The sequence below is a fragment of the Paenibacillus sp. EB106-05-06-XG162 genome (assembly GCF_058791655.1).
In genome coordinates, this window is the sequence record NZ_JBYTDT010000009.1 from 159,548 (window position 1) to 177,305 (window position 17,758).

The window sequence follows — 17,758 nt, forward strand, 5'->3', positions numbered from 1 at the left end:
ATGGAGCATGCATAATAATTAGCAAACGGAGGCGAAAAAATTGTCCATGATGGTGATCGAAATTTTCGGTATTGCCATATTAGCAGGTATTGTCGGATCCGTCCTTGGGCTTGGAGGCGGGATCGTCGTAACACCAGCACTGACGATGCTATTCGGGGTCGATATTAAGCATGCTATTGGCGCGAGCATTATATCTGTCATTGCGACTTCAAGCGGTTCAGCGATTGCGTACATAAGAGATCGGATTACAAATTTACGCGTTGGGATGTTCCTGGAGGTTGCAACGACGGTCGGGGCGATTACAGGTGCATTTATCGGAGGATTGTTGGCTCCGAGTGTTCTTTATATTATTTTCGGTGTATTACTGATGTATTCTGCGTACGCGATGGTGAAGAAGACGAAGCAGGAGCTGCCCCAGGAGGTACCGCTTCATCCGGCAGCTGCCCGCTTAAATTTACAAGGGGAGTATTATGATAAGGCGCTTCAAAAGTCCGTTTCGTATAATGTGGATCGCGTATACAGTGGATTTGGTGTCATGTATGGAGCTGGCGTTATTTCTGGACTACTCGGCATTGGAAGCGGCAGCTTCAAGGTGATGGCGATGGATGTGTTTATGAAGCTGCCGCTCAAAGTATCCAGTGCAACGAGCAACTTCATGATGGGCGTAACCGGAGCGGCTAGTGCGGGAGTGTATCTGTTCCGAGGCGAAATCAATCCATTCTACGCCGCACCGGTAGCGCTCGGTGTATTAATTGGGGCAACGGTCGGTGCGAGAATTATGCAGCGAATGAAAAGTCGTACGATTCGCAAAATCTTCATCCCGGTGATGGCCTATGTTGCGATTCAAATGATACTGCAAGGATTGGGGATCAAATTATTATGAGTGAAGAACGAATGAAAAATCAAGGAAGTGAAGAGAAAATCATCTCAGCCGAAATTGTCGTTAGCAAAGTGCTGCGTATTGGTGTACTCGTAAGCGGCTTCGTCATCCTGCTGGGACTCATCTTATATCTTGCTGCTGGAGATAGCGGCTATCCTGCAGATACGTATCCAACGACGCTAATTGGAATCTTGCAGGGGACAGGAAGCTTGAAACCTGCCGCTGTGATCCTATTCGGGTTGTTCCTTCTTATTTTGACTCCTGTGCTTCGCGTAGGCATTACGATTCTTGTATTTGTAAAGGCGAAGGATTATCTGTATGTCGGCATTACAAGTCTTGTCTTTATTATTCTGATTATCAGTCTGCTCCTCGGCAAAGTTGGTTAATGGCCAGCTTAAATGGCAAAAAAATAATACTAATTCGTTTAGGTATAGAAAAAGACCGCAAAATGTGGTCTTTTTATGCTTATTATTTGTTGTAAAGCTGTCCTATCTAACTTAAGAATTCTACTACTACTTTTTTGAATTTGTCTGGTTCTTCATAATGTGGAGTATGTCCACTATGTTCAAAAACATGAATTTCTCCATTGAGAGCGTCATTTTTAAAGACTTCAATGTGGTTATCACACGTTACAGCGTCATATTTTCCGATAGCTAACAACATAGGGTTAGCAACATTTTTGATTTTTGGAAGTAATGATTCAAAAATCTTTCCTTCTTCTCTCAAAAGGTTATAGTGGAGGTCTGATCTTTCATAAAAATCATCCCATTCTTCAGCTGAATAATATGAATAATAATCTGTTGGATTATTATGGTTATGTCTATAAGTTTCCATTCTATTTTCTCCTAGCTCGTCACTCAGATCCATATATTTCTCTGTCAGTTCACGGATAGGTATATTACTTTCTGCTAGAAGTAAACCTTTATCGTGTAATTCAGGTTTACCGTGGTTCTTTAGTAACTTTGCTGTTTTTCTAATTAGACTTCTCGAAGTTAGTTCGAAATCAAAGGTGGGACCTTCAAAAATAACTTTGTCAATGGAGTTAGGATATTGTGAAACATATAATAGTGAAAGAAATCCACCAAAAGAATGTCCAATAACAGACCATTTTTCAATATTAAAATGCATTCTTAATGCTTCACAATCTTCTATTAGATCTTCTAATCCAAACTCTTCGTTTACGTGAATAACATCGGAGCGACAAACGCCTCTTTGATCAATTGCAATCAACCTAAAGTGCTCACCTAATCTTATGGATTGATGATATGAAAAATCGTGACAACTTTCTCCAGGACCGCCGTGAAGATAAAGAACAGGTGGTTTATCTTTCGATCCATAACATTCTACGTAAAGTTTTTTACCTCTGATTTCTATTAATTCTCCATTTATCTCGGGTAATTTTCCATTCATTCGTTGTAGTCCCCTTTTTTTATTTGTATAATTTCTAGCTATTTTTAATTATACAAAAATTTCCTTATATGTGTACATAAAGAAGGGAATTCTACAGACCGTATGAGCATCAAAGGGGTACATTATTATCGCAAGCTGACGATCTAACAATCGTGTGATAGAATATTCACTAGCTTGCCCTCGGGTAAGTTGAAAACTATCGTTCTAGGAAGTGATACCAAGATGATTGATATACATACGCACATACTCCCTGGAGTAGATGATGGGGCAGCGAATTGGAACGATGCGATGAATATGGCTAGAGCGGCTGTAGCAGAAGGCATAACGACGATCATTGCAACGCCACATCATGCAAATGGAAGATACACGAATACCGCATCGGAAGTCTTAGAGCACGTACTTCATATGAACGAGCATTTCAAAGAGATGGGTGTTCCTCTAACGATTCGCTCAGGACAAGAAATTCGGTTACATAGGGATCTATTAGATGCTTGGTTTAGAAAGGAATTACTTCCACTGGCCGAATCACGTTATGTGCTGATTGAGTTGCCTTCCTCAAGTATTCCGAAGGAGATGGTTGAGTTGATTCATGAGCTAAACATCATGCAGCTAAAACCCATTATTGCTCATCCTGAACGAAATGCGGAAATTGTGAGGTATCCAGATCGACTGGCGCAGCTGATTGAAGTAGGCGCTTACGCACAGGTGACAACACATTCATTACTTGGTGGCTTTGGAAGACAAATTGAGAAAACGGCTTGGCTACTTTGCAGAAGAGGCCTTATTCATATCGTTTCTTCGGATGCCCATCATGTGGAACGTAGAGGATTTCGATTGCGTGAAGCCTACGAAGTTATTCGTGAGCGGATGGGGCAGCCATGGGAGAAGTATTTCCTTAATAATGCGCAGTGTATTATTGAAGACTTGCCTTTTGATAGCAAGCCAGAGGAAGAACCTTTTTCGGAAGGTATCATGCAACGAATACGTTCCTATTTTCGATAGGTATAGGACGGCTGCACTGCTTTAAATGGATAAAATGGGAATAGAGTAACGATAGGATAGCCGTTTTATATTACTGAAGTTGCGAATTTATCCTGGTTTTTGCGCAATTATCCTGATTCGTGATTCCTTGGTAAGGAAGTGTGACTAAGAAAACAGAAATTACAGGATTTTAATGAATATTTGTAACCCAAGCACCTCCATGATCTCATGGAAAAGCTTGGTTTTTTTGTTTTTCTGAAATAGTTAAGCGTTTTCATAAAGTTTTTTTAATCAATATGTTGTTGCAAAACTTGTCGAAATTTACTTTTTGTCCTGTTTTTATAGGACGGTGACCAATAGTCCCTAGTTCCGAACAAAATGAGAGGAATTTTCTGTACATATTCAAAAATATTCTATCTGATTCATAGACGAAATCCCTTATCTCATAAGGGAAAGATGTGGTAACTAGCTACCCACAAATAAATCCCAAAACAGCAATAATCATTCAACTTAAAAACCGGATTTTTATGACAAAATTCTAAGTTTTTGTACTAAATTGTTAAAAAAGTTGTTAGTTTTTTAAATAAATTAGGAGCGCTTAACCATGTCTTTATCCCCTCAAGAAAAGTTATCATTTGTGGCATACTAGTAATCAAAGGATATTCAATCTTGGCATCATCCTAACTAAAGTTGTTTACAAAATTGTAATAATTAAAGGTTTGCTACGATCTAGCGTGGTAGAACTGAATAGTGAATCTCCATTATTCAATGTAAATGAACGTATAACTGGATGAATGGAGGAAGTAAAGTGATGAATGGTTCGGATCGGGAGCAGAAGCGAGTAAGGCTGAAGCAATTTTTGAAGATACTATCCGAAGATCCTTCTCTACGAAATCAAAATGGACAAAAAGATATGAGACCGTTATCAGAGCTTCTAATGGTCTCAGGTTATCGGCAATGCGATGATTCGATTGATATGGCTCAATTGTTATCCTTGCTGCTAAGAAAGATAGGACATGCATCTGGATCAGAAGATATGATGGAGTACATCATGCGTGGTGGAAAGGTCGAAGACTTCATGAATAATGAGACATCGTCACGATTTCAGGGATAGTTTGTACCAATAGATTTGAATCATCCGGTGTAACTATGCCTGAAAGTACGCGAAATGAATAAAGTTGTGCGTTTGCAATTCAAAACGAATGATTATCATAAAGTCGTTCGTTTTTACGGATAAATCACACCTAAAAGGTCGCGTTTCGAATAATAATATAAAAATAGTAATTCAAAAAGAACTATTATCTTATCTAACTTATAAGAGACATCACCTAACTAGCAACGGAGGGAACCATTTGGAACTGAAACAATATTGGTTAATTGTCAAAAGAAGGCTGTTATTGATCGCATTGATTATCGCAGTAAGCTGCTTATCGATCGGGATCTACTCCAATTATTTCATCACGCCACAATATGAAGCTTCTGCGAAGTTAATTGTCAATCAGTACAAGGACAGCGGTTCATTGTTACCGAGCATAGATCTTGGATCCATTAATTCAACAATTGGACTGATCAAAACATATAAAGAAATCATTAAAACACCGCGAATGATGAAAATTGTCGTCAAAGAGTATCCAGATTTAGATGTGACCTATGGTGAGCTTATCGGAAAAGTCAGTGTAAGCTCCGTGAATGAAACGCAAGTCATGTCCATATCCGTCCGGGATGATTCCTATGCGAAGGCAGCCAATATTGCCAATGCGGTAGCCGTCGTTTTCCAGAAGACGATTCCTAGTTTGATGAAGGTGGACAATGTTTCTGTTCTGGATAAAGCCGACCCACAAGAAAAGCACAATCCGGTTGCTCCAAATCCGAAGATGAATATTGCTGTTGCCTTCATGCTGGCTTTGATGCTCGGCGTAGGTATTGCATTCCTGCTCGATTACTTGGATGACACGATCAAGACGGAAGAAGATATTGAGAATGTGTTAGGGATGCCGGTATTGACTTCCATACCGAAGTTTACAGCAAGAGATATCGATCAAATTCATAAAGAACCGCTAACGCCAACAGTTGGGAGGGATGTAAATGTCTCGCTTGATGCCTAAAAAACTCATTACGGAAAGCAATCCGAAATCACCGATCTCTGAAGGGTATCGGATGCTGCGAACAAACATCGAATTCTCGACGATCGACCAGAAACTACAAGTCATCATGGTAACCTCGTCCAAGCCAAATGAAGGAAAGAGCACGACCTGCGCGAATATGGCGGTTGCTTTTGCTCAAGCGAACAAACGTGTACTCCTGATCGATGCAGATTTAAGAAAACCATCACAACATCATATCTTCGGTACATCGAATCGGATCGGATTAACGTCGGCTTTGTTTAAGCAGAAATTGCTACAGGAAGTGATTCAGTCTACGAATACGAAGAACCTATCGATTATTCATGCTGGGCCTACACCGCCTAACCCATCAGAGTTACTCTCGTCCAATCAAATGGCTGGTCTGCTATCAACGACAAGAGGATTGTACGATGTCATTATCATCGATACGCCACCGATTTTGTCCGTCACAGACGCTCAAATTGTAGCTACCTATAGTGATGGAGTCGTGCTTGTCGTTGATTCGGGAACGGTGAAGAAAGATATCGCCTTGAAAGCAAAAGCTTCTCTAGAGCACGTGAACGCCAAGATTATTGGTGCTGTCCTCAATAACATTAATCGAAATCAATCAGATTCCTACTCTTATTCCTACTATTACGGAGAATGAAAAGACGAATCGTCTGATTTTTTATCTAAAAAGCAAGGAATGAAGAAGGTAATGTCTCCTGCACCTCTATCACCGGAGGCACTCGGTCACACTGTGGGTCAACTGACCTTAGACGCTCGTCGTCAAGGGTGTGATGTGAGGTAGGGTTCAATGCCCTTGTTTTTAGTAACACCTCGGATTTGGTATCTGAAAGTCCGAGCTATGCTTTCCATCGTAAGGAGGGCATAGCTCGCATTTTTAGCATCGCGTTACAATGCGAATAAAAAAAATAGGATAGGGTGATTCCAAATGAAAAAAGTAAAAAAAGCCATTATCCCCGCTGCAGGACTAGGTACTCGTTTTTTACCAGCAACGAAAGCGATGCCCAAAGAGATGCTTCCCATCGTCGATAAGCCAACCATCCAGTATATCGTGGAGGAAGCGATTGAATCTGGCGTCGAAGATATCATCGTTGTAACAGGTAAAGGTAAACGGGCGATTGAAGACCATTTTGATATCGCATTTGAGTTAGAACACACGTTAGAGGAAAAAGGAAAACTAGACATTTTGGAGAAAGTGCGTAAGTCGTCCAATGTAAATCTTCATTATATTCGGCAAAAAGAGCCTAAAGGTCTTGGACACGCCGTGTGGTGTGCACGTAATTTTATCGGAAACGAGCCGTTCGCCGTACTGCTTGGAGATGATATCGTCGAAGCAGATGTCCCATGCACGAGGCAGCTGATTGAACAATATGAGCGTACGGGACGTTCAGTCATTGGTGTTCAGACGGTAGGGGCAGATCAAACGCATCGTTATGGAATCGTAGATCCAGGTGAGAGAATGGCTAACCTCTATCAGGTTAATCGTTTCGTAGAGAAGCCGCCGCAAGGACAAGCCCCTTCGAATCTAGCGATTATGGGACGATATGTTCTGACACCTGACATATTTGAGTATCTAGGCAGGCACGAGCTTGGTGCGGGCGGTGAGATTCAACTTACGGATGCGATCCAGAGATTAAACGTGGATCAAGGGGTATATGCTTATGATTTCCAAGGGATTCGTTATGATGTGGGAGAGAAAATCGGGTTTATTATGACGTCGATCGACTTCGCGCTTCGGAATAATGAGCTTAGACCGCAACTCATGGCGGGGCTCGAGGAGATCATGGAGAGGGAGCTTAGTAAGGCATTAATGACGGGAGGGAGAGTTTAAGGATGAGGTATTCACAATATCGGGAAGAAGCGATTGTAGGCATTGTGGATTATTATTCAAATACAAGAACGAGAGAAGAGGGGATGAATTTATATTCGGTTCTTAAGCGGACCATTGATATCGTCGGTTCATTGGCGGGGTTAATTCTACTAAGCCCACTGCTTCTGCTAGTTGCTTTACTTATCAAATTGGAGGATCCATCAGGGTCAGTCCTATTCTATCAGACGAGAGTAGGGAAGAATGAGAGACTATTCCGGATGTACAAGCTCCGTTCCATGTATACCGATGCGGAAGATAAGTTGAAGGATCTACTCGATAAGAACGAGATCAGTGGAGCGATGTTCAAGATGAAAGACGACCCGCGCGTGACAAAGGTTGGGAAATTCATACGGAAAACGAGCATTGATGAGCTTCCGCAATTATTTAATGTTCTTCGGGGGGAAATGTCCTTGGTAGGACCAAGACCACCTCTTAAACGAGAAGTTGCAGAATATACGAGATATGATAAGCAGCGTTTGTCCGTCACGCCTGGATGCACGGGGCTATGGCAGGTTAGTGGAAGAAGTAATCTTAACTTCAAACAAATGGTTGAACTCGATCTAACGTATATTGAGAAAAAATGCATTCTGTTCGACATTCGCATTATGTTGCAGACCGTGAAGACGATGCTTGGTTCTAAAGATGCGTTTTAATGAAAAGATGGAGGGGAGATCATGGTAAGAGTCCTTCATGTATCGGAATTTACAAAGGGGGGTATTGAAACCCATCTTAATGAAGTATTGAAGTATCAATCGGAGAAACACGATATTTATCTCTTAGCATCGGAACAAAACTCTAACAGCAAAACGTTACAGATTAGTTCAGATCGATTGGAACTGTATCCTTATAAGAGGAGCCCGCAATATTTCTTCAAAGCGATGCAATCGATTCATAGGAAGATCAAAGAAATAAATCCGGATATCGTGCATGTCCATGGAACGTTCGCAGGCTTCTTCCTGCGGACGTTACTTTTTTTCAAGAAGAAACGTCCCGTCGTGATTTATTGTTCGCATGGTTGGGCGTTTCTCATGGACACGCAGTCGTGGAAGAGAAGAGTGTTCGCGAGTGTAGAGAAATTATTGTCGCTGCGGACGGATTTCATTATTAACATTTCAAAACATGAATATCAGATGTCGCTGAACTATGGGTTGTCTGCCAAGAAATCGGTCGTTGTGTATAACGGGGTATCGAATGCGCCGTCTTCGAATGCATTATCTTTCGATGTGAAGAAAGACAAGATTAATCTACTCTATGTAGGTCGCTTCGATCGACAAAAAGGCTTTGATTTGCTCCTTGAAGTGTTTCGTGAGAATCCATTTACAGATGTTAATCTCTATTTAGTAGGCGATACGGTCTTGAAAGATTTTGAATACGATTTTCCAAGTAATGCGGTCAAAATCGGATGGGTAGACAATTCGGAAATCGATCGTTATATGAAAGCCTGCGACGCTGTCATTGTTCCATCCCGTTGGGAAGGGTTCGGTATCGTTGCGATCGAGGCGTTACGGAATAAGAAGCCTGTCATTGCAAGTAATCGTGGCGCGCTGCCAGAGATTGTACAGGATGGAGTCAATGGATATATCTTTGATTTCGACAAGAAAGAAGAGTTGGTTAACATCATTCAGGGGCTATCGAAGAATAAGCTCGAATGGATGGGCGAGAACGGTGAGGAAATATTTAATGAGAAATTCCATTCCGATCAAATGAACAAGCAAATCGAGCGACTATACGAGGATGCCTTGAAGAAACAAGGTGATCGATATTCCGTAACTGTCAAAAAATACGTCTAGATTTACGGGGTTGAAAGAGATGATGAACGTAGCCTTACACAGCAATCCTCCGATAAATGAAGAACTAGCCGAGCAGCAGTCAGGCAAGGGACAGTACTTTTTGGCGTTTTATCTTGGTATCTTGCTGGTGCTGACTGCCTACCAGGACTTCCCTCTTGTTAACAAGATCGGAGAGATTGGCAGATCGCCTATTATCCTGCTGCTTCCTTTGTTTGTTTTTTGTGAGATTGCGATGCTTGCTAAATATAAGCGATTTATGGATGCGCCTAAGCTGCAGAAATACTTGTTCGCTTTTATTGTTTATTTAACTTTTGTCACCTTAGGATACATTCTTGTTCAATTCATGCAGGGGAGTTATAGCTTCTGGTCTGAGGGCCTACTCGGTAAAGGGTTTAAGGTCTTAATTTATTTCGCATTAATTCTGCTGTATATCAGGCACTTGCAATTGGTGTTCTCCAAAATAAAAAGCTATAAGCTCCTGTATGCAAGTTTTTTTGCCGCGGTGAGTCTATTGCTTGTGATTATGATTGTTGAATTAGTTACGATGCCCAATGCGTTCACTTTCCTGCATTCAGGGAGTCAGCCCTACTGGAGGGTGAGGCTGCTTACTTCAGAAAGTAGTACGACGGGAACCATTGTTGTGGCGTATTCTGCGATTCTAGTCTATTTGAGCCAATATTTAAAACGTGTTGCCATGATTCTATCGAACATCTATGTCGCTATTTTTTTTCTATTCTATTTATCGGTTACGGGATCAAAAGGGTTCCTAATCGTATGTTTATTGACGTTAATTGTAACGATGATGAAATTTATGGATTTCAGGAAGAAGAGAAACTTTATTGTGCTCATCGGCGTGGTGGTAGCCATGTATATGTTTATTACGTATTTCTCAGCAGGGTTGATCAGCTCATTCAGTAACGATATCGAGAACTATACCTCGTCATATACGAGGATGGGAACGATTATTATCGCGATCATAACTGTTTTTCATCACCCGTTCGGGGTAGGAACAGGCGCTTACTTAATGTATTTCGATGACTATTTAAATGACTCGATTAACTTCATGAGTAGGTTCTATTACAACACCTTCGGAATAAGCCAGATCAATGCAGGAGAATTGCTCCAATACACGGGAACGGCTAAGAATTTAGGTGTCAAATCAGGGTTCTTCCAATGGTTTATGTTTGGGGGGATCTTCTCACTATTATTTTTCTATCTGTTAGCCAAAAACTTGATTGTCAAAGTGAAATCAAGCATCATTCTGTTCTTGGCACTTATTTTCATGCTGTTCTCATTACTCGTTGTGACACTTGAGATTAAATATGAGATATGGATGTTGTTCGCATTTATCAGTTCTTTTCTAGGAGAGAAGGAAATAAATCATTCCAATATGTCGGGGGTATCTAAATGAAAATACTTGTTGTATGCAGTGATTTTCCTTATCCCGCCGATCATGGCGGCAGAGTCGATACGTGGGGTCGAATTAAGGTGCTTGCCGAGCTCGGATGGACGATCCATCTTGTCGTATGCGGCAAACAAATGCCTACCCCATCGGATATGAATGTGGTCTATCGCTACGTGGAAGATATCAAGCTGTGTGAGCGAAGAAGTAAGCTTAAGGATCTACTATATCGGGTTCCCATGCAAGTGCAATCGCGAAATGAGCTGCGATACGTGAATATTGATGAGGATTATGATTATGTGTTGCTGGAAGGCGACTACGTGTATCCCATCCTAAAGAATCCACTAATCAAACATGCGAATGCCATTTTGAGAGTTCATAACGATGAAGCGGTGTACTTCAAGGCACTGGCTAGAAGCACAACCAATCGGATTCATAAACTTTATTATCATATGGAGAGCAGCAAGTTCAGGATACTGCAGAAGAAAATGCTGAAGAAGGTAGATAAGTATCTATTTATCTCAAATAAGGAGTTTGAAACGTTCCAAACCCTTCACCCTACAACAAAAAGCCTATTTCTACCACCTCCTGTCACGAAGGAGACTTTTCTTACGAGCTCATTTGAGAGCAAACATGTTGTATTTATCGGGTCCTTATTTATGCCGAATAATCGTGAAGCGATTCAGTGGTATTTGGAACATATTCATCCCTTAATGCTCAAGGAACCCGAGTACAAGTTTATTGTAGCTGGAAATAGTAGAAAACAAGGTTTGAGCTGGCTTGAAGGTTACGATATGACGAACGTTATCGTGCATGATACGCCTGAAGATCTGGATGACATTTACAAACAGGGATATCTGTTCGTGAATCCGATGCAGAACGGAGCGGGTGTAAAGCTAAAGACGATCGAAGCGATTCAGAACGGATTGCCTGTCGTCTCGACCTCTATCGGATGCGAGGGCACTGGACTCGTGGATAACGAGCACATCATGGTCGCTGACAGTCCGGAGGAATTCTATCTTAGAATAAAGCTGCTGTTTGACCATCCGCCAAGAGCGAGAAAACTACTAGCGTCGTCACAGCGGTATATTCGCACGCATTATGATCATAAAGAGGTATTGCAACGCTACATCAATTCGCTACAGCCACGTTATCATGAAGCAGGTGCTATGAATGGATAAAAGAAAAATAAATGTCATGTTTATAACCCATGCAGATAAAAAGGGAGGTGCCGAGCAAAGTCTGATTCATTTGATCAATTATTTGGATACTTCAAAATATCGGATCTTCCTATTAGCTCCTAGAAATGCGGAGTATCTAGGCGAGATTCGAACGGAGTACCAACACTTTCCGCTCCGCCTCAATAGCATTAAGAAGAAATTTGGCTTCGGGTATTTGGAAACCGTGTTTCGGATCAAGTCGTTTGTGAGAAAAAATCACATTGATATTATCCATGCCAATGGCTGGCGAGCACCGTGGTACACAGCACCGCTCAAATTCCTAACGAAATGCAAATTAGTCTGGCATCACCGGGATTATACGCATTTGAAAATGTTCAATCGTGTCCTGCCGCGATTCTTCGACCAGGTGATCTGTATTTCACACTTTGTTGCCAACTCGATTCAAGGTGATAATAAGACGATCATCTATAATGGAGTCGATCCAGAGCTTGCTCTTACCATGAAGACTCGGCGGTTTATGGAGGATGATACGCTCGTTATTGGAACGTTTGGGCGGATCGTAGAGTGGAAGAGATATCATCTGATGATTGAGGCCGTCAAGAAGTTGGCTGATAATCAGAAGAATAATTGGAAGCTGCTGATCGTTGGAGATACATCCGTCGATGGTTCGGAGGGCTATTTCAATGATATGATCCAGCAGGTTATCGAATATGGCTTGGAAGAAAAGATTATTTTCTGTGGATATAGCAAAAAGCCGCTTGAATTGATGAAGGAATGCGATCTGACCATTAACTTCTCGTTAAATGAGCCATTTGGGAGAGTCATTATTGAATCGATGTTGGTACAGACACCTGTTATCGTATCCGACTCCGGCGGTGCCCCTGAGATTATTCACCAGACAAAGGGAGGGTTTATCGTCAAGGATGGGGATGTTGAAGAGTTGTATCAGACCATTCAGCGCGTTTACGATCACCATGTCAACTACCAGGAACTTTCGATCCAAGGCCATACCAGTGTCATGAATGATTTCAACATGAACACGATTGCCCGTAAGGTAGAGAACACCTACCACTTGTTATTGGTTAATCGCTTGAAGTCGGAAACGGCGGGATGAGCGCATGAGTATCACAATCAAGCAATTCAGTCTAGGGAAATTATTAGCCGTGCTGAAGGGAGCTGTGATCCTTCCATTCAAGACCAACGCCGTGGGGCGATTGGGCAGAATAACAGGTCGTTTGACGATCAAGAACAGAGGTGAATTCGTAGTCGGAAAAAATGTGTCATTTCATTCGAAGCCGTTTCAGTCATCGATTACCGTGAGTAAGCAAGCCACATTGTTGGTGGGAGATAATGTGTTTTTTAACTACGGTTTAGATATTGGATGCACGAAATCGATTCGAATCGGCAGTAATACGATTATAGGTCCCATGGTGAACATGATAGATACCAACTTTCACCCGGTGGATGTGAATGATCGTTCAGAGAGCAAAGATATCGTTATTTCGGAAAATGTCTGGATTGGTCGAGGCGTACTTATATTGCCTGGGGTAACGATCGGACGTAATTCTGTCATTGCTGCAGGAAGCGTCGTAACACGTGATATTCCATCCAATGTGATGGCTGGTGGTACGCCTGCCAAGGTCATTCGAGCGATTGATGTTCCTAATGAGTGGATTCGAAGATATAACTAAAACGATTGGTAATGGGCCGTAGTTGCTGCAGGTTACGTCGTTTAGGGAGAGTATTGCGATGAAAGTATGGATGTGGCCAAAATCGAGCGAGTTGAACTTCTATAATGATTTATTAACAGATTCGTTATGTGGTGCAGGAGTAGACATTAGGGATTTGAAGCATGGCAAGCTGTTCTTAAAGGTTGGCCAGGCGAAACCAGGTGACATTGTCCATATTCACTGGATGCACCATGCTTACCAAAATCGAAATCCGCTGTTGTTTATTGTGAAATCGTTCCTATTTATGATGACGTTGATTTATTTGAAGCTGCGAAATATACAGTTGATCTGGACGATTCATAATCTGTACCCACATAACGCGAAGCATCACAGAATGGAGCGTTTCATGCGCGGATTGATCTGCCGTTTCTGCAGCAAATTGATTGTAGCTTCGGAGTCGATCAAGCGAAAAGTGATTGCCGAATTTGATGTTCCAGCGAAGAAGCTGTTCGTGGTGAAACATGGCCATTATTTGGGCGTATATAAGCGGAATGGCCTGGACTTCAGGGAAAAATACGATATTCCTGAGGTTGCCGATGTCTACTTATTTCTCGGTGCCATTCAAGCCTATAAGGGTGTCGAGGATCTCATTGAAGCTTTTAATGCCGTGAAGTCGAAGAACAGTTACCTTATCATCGCAGGCAAAGCTGATCAAGAAATGAAAACGTATCTGAAGCGTGTTCAAGATATGGATCATATCATTTTGGATTTACGTTTCATTCCAAATGAATCCATCGCTGATCTGATCAGTGCGGTTGATGTGATGGTCATGCCTTACAAAGAGATTACGACTTCGGGCTCCGCCATCCTTGGTCTGTCGTTTAAGAAGCTGATCGTCATGCCTAACAATGACTTCATTGATGAATATTTCAAGGAAGACATGGTTGTTCGATATGACCCAGCAGAGGATAACGGGCTGAAAAACGCGATGAAAGTGGCTTTGAATGTGAAAAATAAGGACATATCACCAAATTACGATGAAGTACTAGAGGAATTAGAATGGAGCACCATTGCGAAGCAGATCAAAAACGTGTATCAAGGAAGTGGATGATCGATGAAGATCACAGTAACGGTAGCCATTTGCACGCATAATCGAGCAAAGGATACTGGAGAAGCGATTGAGAGTGTCTTGCGTCAAAATTATGCTAGCGAGGAAATTGAAATTGTCGTGGTCGATAATCGATCGACAGATGATACGGCCAAGGTGGTTAATGATTTAAGGAAACAGCACGGTTCAAGGATACGATATATATTTGAAGATAAACTTGGATTATCGGTTGCGCGGAATCGAGCTATTCGTGAGGCAAGGGGTAAATACATACTCTTTCTGGATGATGATGCGCTGGCTTCGAGTGACTGGGTACGAAACATCGTCGAAGTATTTGAAAGTGATCCGACGATTGGATGTGTCGGAGGTAGAATCGATCCGATCTGGGAAGCTAAGGAGCCAGACTGGATTCCGGAGGAACATCGATCGGTATTCACGATTCTCGATTATTCGAGTGAAGTGAAGGAGATGCCGGCTCCGTCCATCCCATATGGTGCGAATGTTGCTTTTCGATTGAGCGTCTTCCTTCATTTCAAGCTATTTCGTGAGGACTTGGGACGTGTCGGAACCAATCTCTTATCCAGCGAAGAAAGCGAGCTGATTGCTAGATTACGTACGGGGTACAAGGTGTACTATACACCATTCGCACCGGTACAACACAAAATCGCTAAAGAACGAACGACGAAGAAATGGTTCTTGAAACGGATTTTCTGGCAGGGTGTCAGTGATGCGGTGAAACGAAACGATACAAGCTTCATCGCTGTCCTGAAGCATACGGTTCGTATGTTCCAAGCGATTCTATCCTCGCTATTCTCGATCTTTCATTTCAAGACTTTTATAAGGCAAGTAGTTAAAATATGTTACCGCAACGGATCACTCGTAGGTATTTTGCGATATAACGGTAGGGGTTGAAGTTAAGTGATGTCAGAGCTCACCATGCATAAAACATCGAAGGGTAGCGGACTCTTTCAAACGATACTTCGTACGAGTGCAACGAATCTTCTGGTGATGATCATCAGTACGCTGACGTCCATTGTAACGGCTCGTATGTTCGGGGTCGTGGGCAAAGGAGAGTTTTCGGCTATTCTGTTCTGGCCGACGCTGCTCGCAGGACTTGTCGGATTTGGTCTTCCAACGTCTCTCATCTATAACCTGAAGCAAAATAAAGGTAACGGTGCTGATTTCGTAAGGGCTGGATTCCTGTTTCAGATCCCAGTCAGCATCATTGTTGGTATCGTCGCTTGGATCTGGCTGCCGGCATGGCTTGGAAATTATCCGGAGGCTGTTATTCAGACGGCCAGGTGGTACACGGTACTCATGCTTCCTATATTGCTAGCGGTCAATTTGATTTCTGCACTAGCACAGAGCACAGGGAAATTTAACGTATACAACGGTATTCGATTATTTTTCCCATTAATGAATCTGGCAGGACTTATGGCGCTCTGGTCGATGAATAATTTAAGCCTACATTCCGCTGCACTGGTATTTCTTGTAACCAGTGTTTTTGTTATATTGTGGGCTTTATACAGTGTACGAGACGAGCTTCGAATTAAGTGGTTTAAGGGATTAGGAAATTTGCAGGCTGCTAAGACATTGTTCGGCTACGGTAGCAAAGTATTTGGCGTAGAGCTGCTGGGGACGCTGTATTCTCAATTTGATAAAATTATCATTCTTTCCTTGTTAACAGCAAGAGACTTAGGACTATACACCGTTGTCTATGCGCTATCACGTGTATTCAACGTTGTTCAGACAGCTATCACGAACGTGATTTTCCCGAAGGTAACTGGTATGGATAAGGATGCGATTATTGCGACGGTTGGCCGGGCGTTCCGGCTTTCGATGCTCTTGATGACGATTGTGGTTGTTCCATGTATGTTCATCGGTCGATATCTCATGGGTGTATTGTTCGGTGCACCTTTTCTAGAGGCTAGTGGGGCCTTTTACATTCTATCTATTGAATGTATTCTCGGAGGTGGTTCATGGATTCTAGCCTCCTCATTTAATGCGATGGGAAGACCAGGGCTGGTATTAGTCCGTCAGCTTATTGCCCTGGCCGTAACGATCGGGTTGTTCTTCGTGTTTACGCCATTATACGGATTGAACGGCATTGCGATTGCTTTACTGATTGGTGCTATCATTCGTTTGGCGGTGACAATGGCATCGATGCGGATCGTCTTTCAAGTGAAGATAAGCGGTATGCTTTTCGACAAGAACGATTTTCGTTTTCTAATGGACCGAATCAAAGAAAAAACAAAAGGTAAAGGAGCGCGCTGATATGCAAATGAAACCGACTTTCCATCCGATGGACGCATTGAAAAAACGGCTTAGACTCATTTTGAGTGTCATCCCATCAAGATCAAGCATTTATTATATTGATTATCCTGTCTATAACAATGGCGGGGATTTGTTGATCATGAAGGGCACGGAGACGTTTTTTAGAGATCATAAGATTCACGTTCAAGCGCGCTACAGTGTGCTTGATTTTCCCGAGAAGCTAACGATTCCGAAGGATCAGATCATCGTTCTTCAGGGCGGTGGAAACTTTGGAGATTTGTATCCCGTACATCAGAAATTGCGTGAGAAAATCGTTGCTGAATATGCGGACAATCGGATTGTATTGCTGCCGCAGACGATCTTTTTTAAAGAAGAATCGGAATACGATCGGACGGCGGAGTTGTTTAATCAACATGGAGATGTACATCTCTTCGTAAGGGATACACTGACCTATGAGAAGGCAGTTCAGAAATTTCACGGGTGCAGAGTCTATTTATCCCCTGATATGGCACATCAACTGTGGCCTATTCGCCCAACAAGCAGCCCGAGTAAAGAACAACTATGCTTCTTCCGTACCGATATCGAGAAAACGAAGGATCAGTTGCAGTTCGAATCGGATGGCAAGGGAGATTTCTTAGACTGGGCTTCCTTATACAACCGCGTGGAGAGAAAATCGATCAAAATGATCGCGAGCGCAATGAAAAAAGGTAGCGGACCGTTACCGATGTATGCAATCTGGGACAAGTATAGCGATTACTTGGTGAACAAAGCTGTTAAGCGCTTTAGTGATTATCAGAACATACAGACATCAAGGCTCCATGGTCATATCCTAGCTTGCTTGATGGACAAGCCCAATATGCTGCTCGATAACTCATACGGTAAAAACTCTAACTACTATCATACGTGGACCAGCGAAATCGAAACCGCACAACTTGCCGTGCAAACCCACAAAATTGCGAGACTGCATGAGGAAGCAATGCTTAATAAAACGAAGCTGAGTCTTTCAAAGTGAATTTTTGTTCCACAAAAATAGGCATATGCTTACGAAGTGAATTTTTGTTAC

18 protein-coding genes are annotated in these 17,758 nt (G+C 42.3%); 17 read left to right on the plus strand and 1 reads right to left on the minus strand.

Annotation, left to right across the window (positions count from 1 at the left end; genetic code table 11):
* Positions 1–46: 46 nt before the first annotated feature.
* Together AC3WU2_RS19300 and AC3WU2_RS19305 are read left to right on the plus strand one after the other, a co-directional pair.
* Positions 47–883 (plus strand): sulfite exporter TauE/SafE family protein, encoded by an 837-nt coding sequence (locus AC3WU2_RS19300; protein ID WP_492456779.1) that lies wholly within the window; start codon positions 47–49, stop codon positions 881–883.
* Positions 880–1,266 carry a DUF1634 domain-containing protein gene (locus AC3WU2_RS19305; protein WP_492456702.1) on the plus strand — a complete coding sequence of 129 codons (387 nt, stop codon included), beginning with the start codon at positions 880–882 and terminating at the stop codon, positions 1,264–1,266. Before AC3WU2_RS19300 ends, AC3WU2_RS19305 begins: the two co-directional genes overlap by 4 nt.
* Positions 1,267–1,372: 106 nt before the next feature.
* Here AC3WU2_RS19305 and AC3WU2_RS19310 read toward each other — a convergent pair whose 3' ends face one another.
* The gene (locus AC3WU2_RS19310; RefSeq protein ID WP_492456703.1) at positions 1,373–2,290 is read right to left on the minus strand and encodes an alpha/beta fold hydrolase; all 918 of its coding nucleotides are present in this window, start codon (positions 2,288–2,290) and stop codon (positions 1,373–1,375) included.
* A 222-nt stretch (positions 2,291–2,512) separates the two neighbouring features.
* Here AC3WU2_RS19310 and AC3WU2_RS19315 point away from each other — a divergent pair, with 222 nt between their 5' ends.
* The 15 genes from AC3WU2_RS19315 (at position 2,513) to AC3WU2_RS19385 (ending at position 17,707) form a co-directional block, all read left to right on the plus strand.
* Positions 2,513–3,292, plus strand: a complete 780-nt coding sequence (locus AC3WU2_RS19315; RefSeq protein WP_492456704.1) for a tyrosine-protein phosphatase — start codon at positions 2,513–2,515, stop codon at positions 3,290–3,292.
* Between the two features lie 790 nt (positions 3,293–4,082).
* Positions 4,083–4,385, plus strand: a complete 303-nt coding sequence (locus AC3WU2_RS19320; RefSeq protein ID WP_018755684.1) for a hypothetical protein — start codon at positions 4,083–4,085, stop codon at positions 4,383–4,385.
* Positions 4,386–4,623: 238 nt separating this feature from the next.
* A complete protein-coding gene (locus tag AC3WU2_RS19325) occupies positions 4,624–5,376 on the plus strand; it encodes a YveK family protein (protein WP_492456705.1) in 753 nt (250 codons plus the stop codon).
* Positions 5,357–6,040, plus strand: coding sequence for a CpsD/CapB family tyrosine-protein kinase (locus AC3WU2_RS19330; protein WP_492456706.1), 684 nt, complete (start codon positions 5,357–5,359; stop codon positions 6,038–6,040). The genes AC3WU2_RS19325 and AC3WU2_RS19330 overlap by 20 nt, the downstream gene beginning before the upstream one ends.
* A gap of 288 nt (positions 6,041–6,328) precedes the next feature.
* Positions 6,329–7,231: a UTP--glucose-1-phosphate uridylyltransferase GalU gene (gene galU, locus AC3WU2_RS19335; RefSeq protein ID WP_018755687.1), complete on the plus strand. Its 903-nt coding sequence runs from the start codon at positions 6,329–6,331 to the stop codon at positions 7,229–7,231.
* Between the two features lie 2 nt (positions 7,232–7,233).
* Positions 7,234–7,923, plus strand: a complete 690-nt coding sequence (locus AC3WU2_RS19340) for a sugar transferase (protein WP_314591370.1) — start codon at positions 7,234–7,236, stop codon at positions 7,921–7,923.
* A 21-nt stretch (positions 7,924–7,944) separates the two neighbouring features.
* Positions 7,945–9,060, plus strand: a complete 1,116-nt coding sequence (locus AC3WU2_RS19345; protein ID WP_492456707.1) for a glycosyltransferase — start codon at positions 7,945–7,947, stop codon at positions 9,058–9,060.
* Between the two features lie 19 nt (positions 9,061–9,079).
* Positions 9,080–10,471 carry a hypothetical protein gene (locus AC3WU2_RS19350; protein WP_492456708.1) on the plus strand — a complete coding sequence of 464 codons (1,392 nt, stop codon included), beginning with the start codon at positions 9,080–9,082 and terminating at the stop codon, positions 10,469–10,471.
* Positions 10,468–11,643 carry a glycosyltransferase family 4 protein gene (locus tag AC3WU2_RS19355; protein WP_492456709.1) on the plus strand — a complete coding sequence of 392 codons (1,176 nt, stop codon included), beginning with the start codon at positions 10,468–10,470 and terminating at the stop codon, positions 11,641–11,643. Before AC3WU2_RS19350 ends, AC3WU2_RS19355 begins: the two co-directional genes overlap by 4 nt.
* A complete protein-coding gene (locus tag AC3WU2_RS19360; RefSeq protein ID WP_492456710.1) occupies positions 11,636–12,757 on the plus strand; it encodes a glycosyltransferase in 1,122 nt (373 codons plus the stop codon). The genes AC3WU2_RS19355 and AC3WU2_RS19360 overlap by 8 nt, the downstream gene beginning before the upstream one ends.
* A 4-nt stretch (positions 12,758–12,761) precedes the next feature.
* Positions 12,762–13,334, plus strand: a complete 573-nt coding sequence (locus tag AC3WU2_RS19365) for an LbetaH domain-containing protein (protein WP_379347585.1) — start codon at positions 12,762–12,764, stop codon at positions 13,332–13,334.
* Positions 13,335–13,392: 58 nt separating this feature from the next.
* Positions 13,393–14,424 carry a glycosyltransferase family 4 protein gene (locus tag AC3WU2_RS19370; protein ID WP_492456711.1) on the plus strand — a complete coding sequence of 344 codons (1,032 nt, stop codon included), beginning with the start codon at positions 13,393–13,395 and terminating at the stop codon, positions 14,422–14,424.
* A 3-nt stretch (positions 14,425–14,427) separates the two neighbouring features.
* Entirely contained in the window at positions 14,428–15,333 is a 906-nt protein-coding gene (locus tag AC3WU2_RS19375) for a glycosyltransferase (RefSeq protein ID WP_492456712.1), read from the plus strand.
* A gap of 9 nt (positions 15,334–15,342) precedes the next feature.
* A complete protein-coding gene (locus tag AC3WU2_RS19380) occupies positions 15,343–16,695 on the plus strand; it encodes an oligosaccharide flippase family protein (protein ID WP_492456780.1) in 1,353 nt (450 codons plus the stop codon).
* A gap of 1 nt (position 16,696) precedes the next feature.
* Positions 16,697–17,707, plus strand: coding sequence for a polysaccharide pyruvyl transferase family protein (locus AC3WU2_RS19385; protein WP_492456713.1), 1,011 nt, complete (start codon positions 16,697–16,699; stop codon positions 17,705–17,707).
* Positions 17,708–17,758: the final 51 nt, after the last annotated feature.

Bases quoted from the DNA above. Each gene is read 5' to 3' on its own strand.
- AC3WU2_RS19320 (WP_018755684.1), top strand. From the start codon at position 4,083: ATGAATGGTTCGGATCGGGAGCAGAAGCGAGTAAGGCTGAAGCAATTT.
- AC3WU2_RS19385 (WP_492456713.1), top strand. From the start codon at position 16,697: ATGCAAATGAAACCGACTTTCCATCCGATGGACGCATTGAAAAAACGG.
- AC3WU2_RS19380 (WP_492456780.1), top strand. From the start codon at position 15,343: ATGTCAGAGCTCACCATGCATAAAACATCGAAGGGTAGCGGACTCTTT.
- AC3WU2_RS19340 (WP_314591370.1), top strand. From the start codon at position 7,234: ATGAGGTATTCACAATATCGGGAAGAAGCGATTGTAGGCATTGTGGAT.
- AC3WU2_RS19300 (WP_492456779.1), top strand. From the start codon at position 47: ATGATGGTGATCGAAATTTTCGGTATTGCCATATTAGCAGGTATTGTC.
- AC3WU2_RS19375 (WP_492456712.1), top strand. From the start codon at position 14,428: ATGAAGATCACAGTAACGGTAGCCATTTGCACGCATAATCGAGCAAAG.
- AC3WU2_RS19315 (WP_492456704.1), top strand. From the start codon at position 2,513: ATGATTGATATACATACGCACATACTCCCTGGAGTAGATGATGGGGCA.
- AC3WU2_RS19350 (WP_492456708.1), top strand. From the start codon at position 9,080: ATGATGAACGTAGCCTTACACAGCAATCCTCCGATAAATGAAGAACTA.
- AC3WU2_RS19330 (WP_492456706.1), top strand. From the start codon at position 5,357: ATGTCTCGCTTGATGCCTAAAAAACTCATTACGGAAAGCAATCCGAAA.
- AC3WU2_RS19345 (WP_492456707.1), top strand. From the start codon at position 7,945: ATGGTAAGAGTCCTTCATGTATCGGAATTTACAAAGGGGGGTATTGAA.
- AC3WU2_RS19370 (WP_492456711.1), top strand. From the start codon at position 13,393: ATGAAAGTATGGATGTGGCCAAAATCGAGCGAGTTGAACTTCTATAAT.
- AC3WU2_RS19365 (WP_379347585.1), top strand. From the start codon at position 12,762: ATGAGTATCACAATCAAGCAATTCAGTCTAGGGAAATTATTAGCCGTG.
- AC3WU2_RS19355 (WP_492456709.1), top strand. From the start codon at position 10,468: ATGAAAATACTTGTTGTATGCAGTGATTTTCCTTATCCCGCCGATCAT.
- AC3WU2_RS19310 (WP_492456703.1), bottom strand. From the start codon at position 2,290: ATGAATGGAAAATTACCCGAGATAAATGGAGAATTAATAGAAATCAGA.
- AC3WU2_RS19360 (WP_492456710.1), top strand. From the start codon at position 11,636: ATGGATAAAAGAAAAATAAATGTCATGTTTATAACCCATGCAGATAAA.
- AC3WU2_RS19305 (WP_492456702.1), top strand. From the start codon at position 880: ATGAGTGAAGAACGAATGAAAAATCAAGGAAGTGAAGAGAAAATCATC.
- galU (WP_018755687.1), top strand. From the start codon at position 6,329: ATGAAAAAAGTAAAAAAAGCCATTATCCCCGCTGCAGGACTAGGTACT.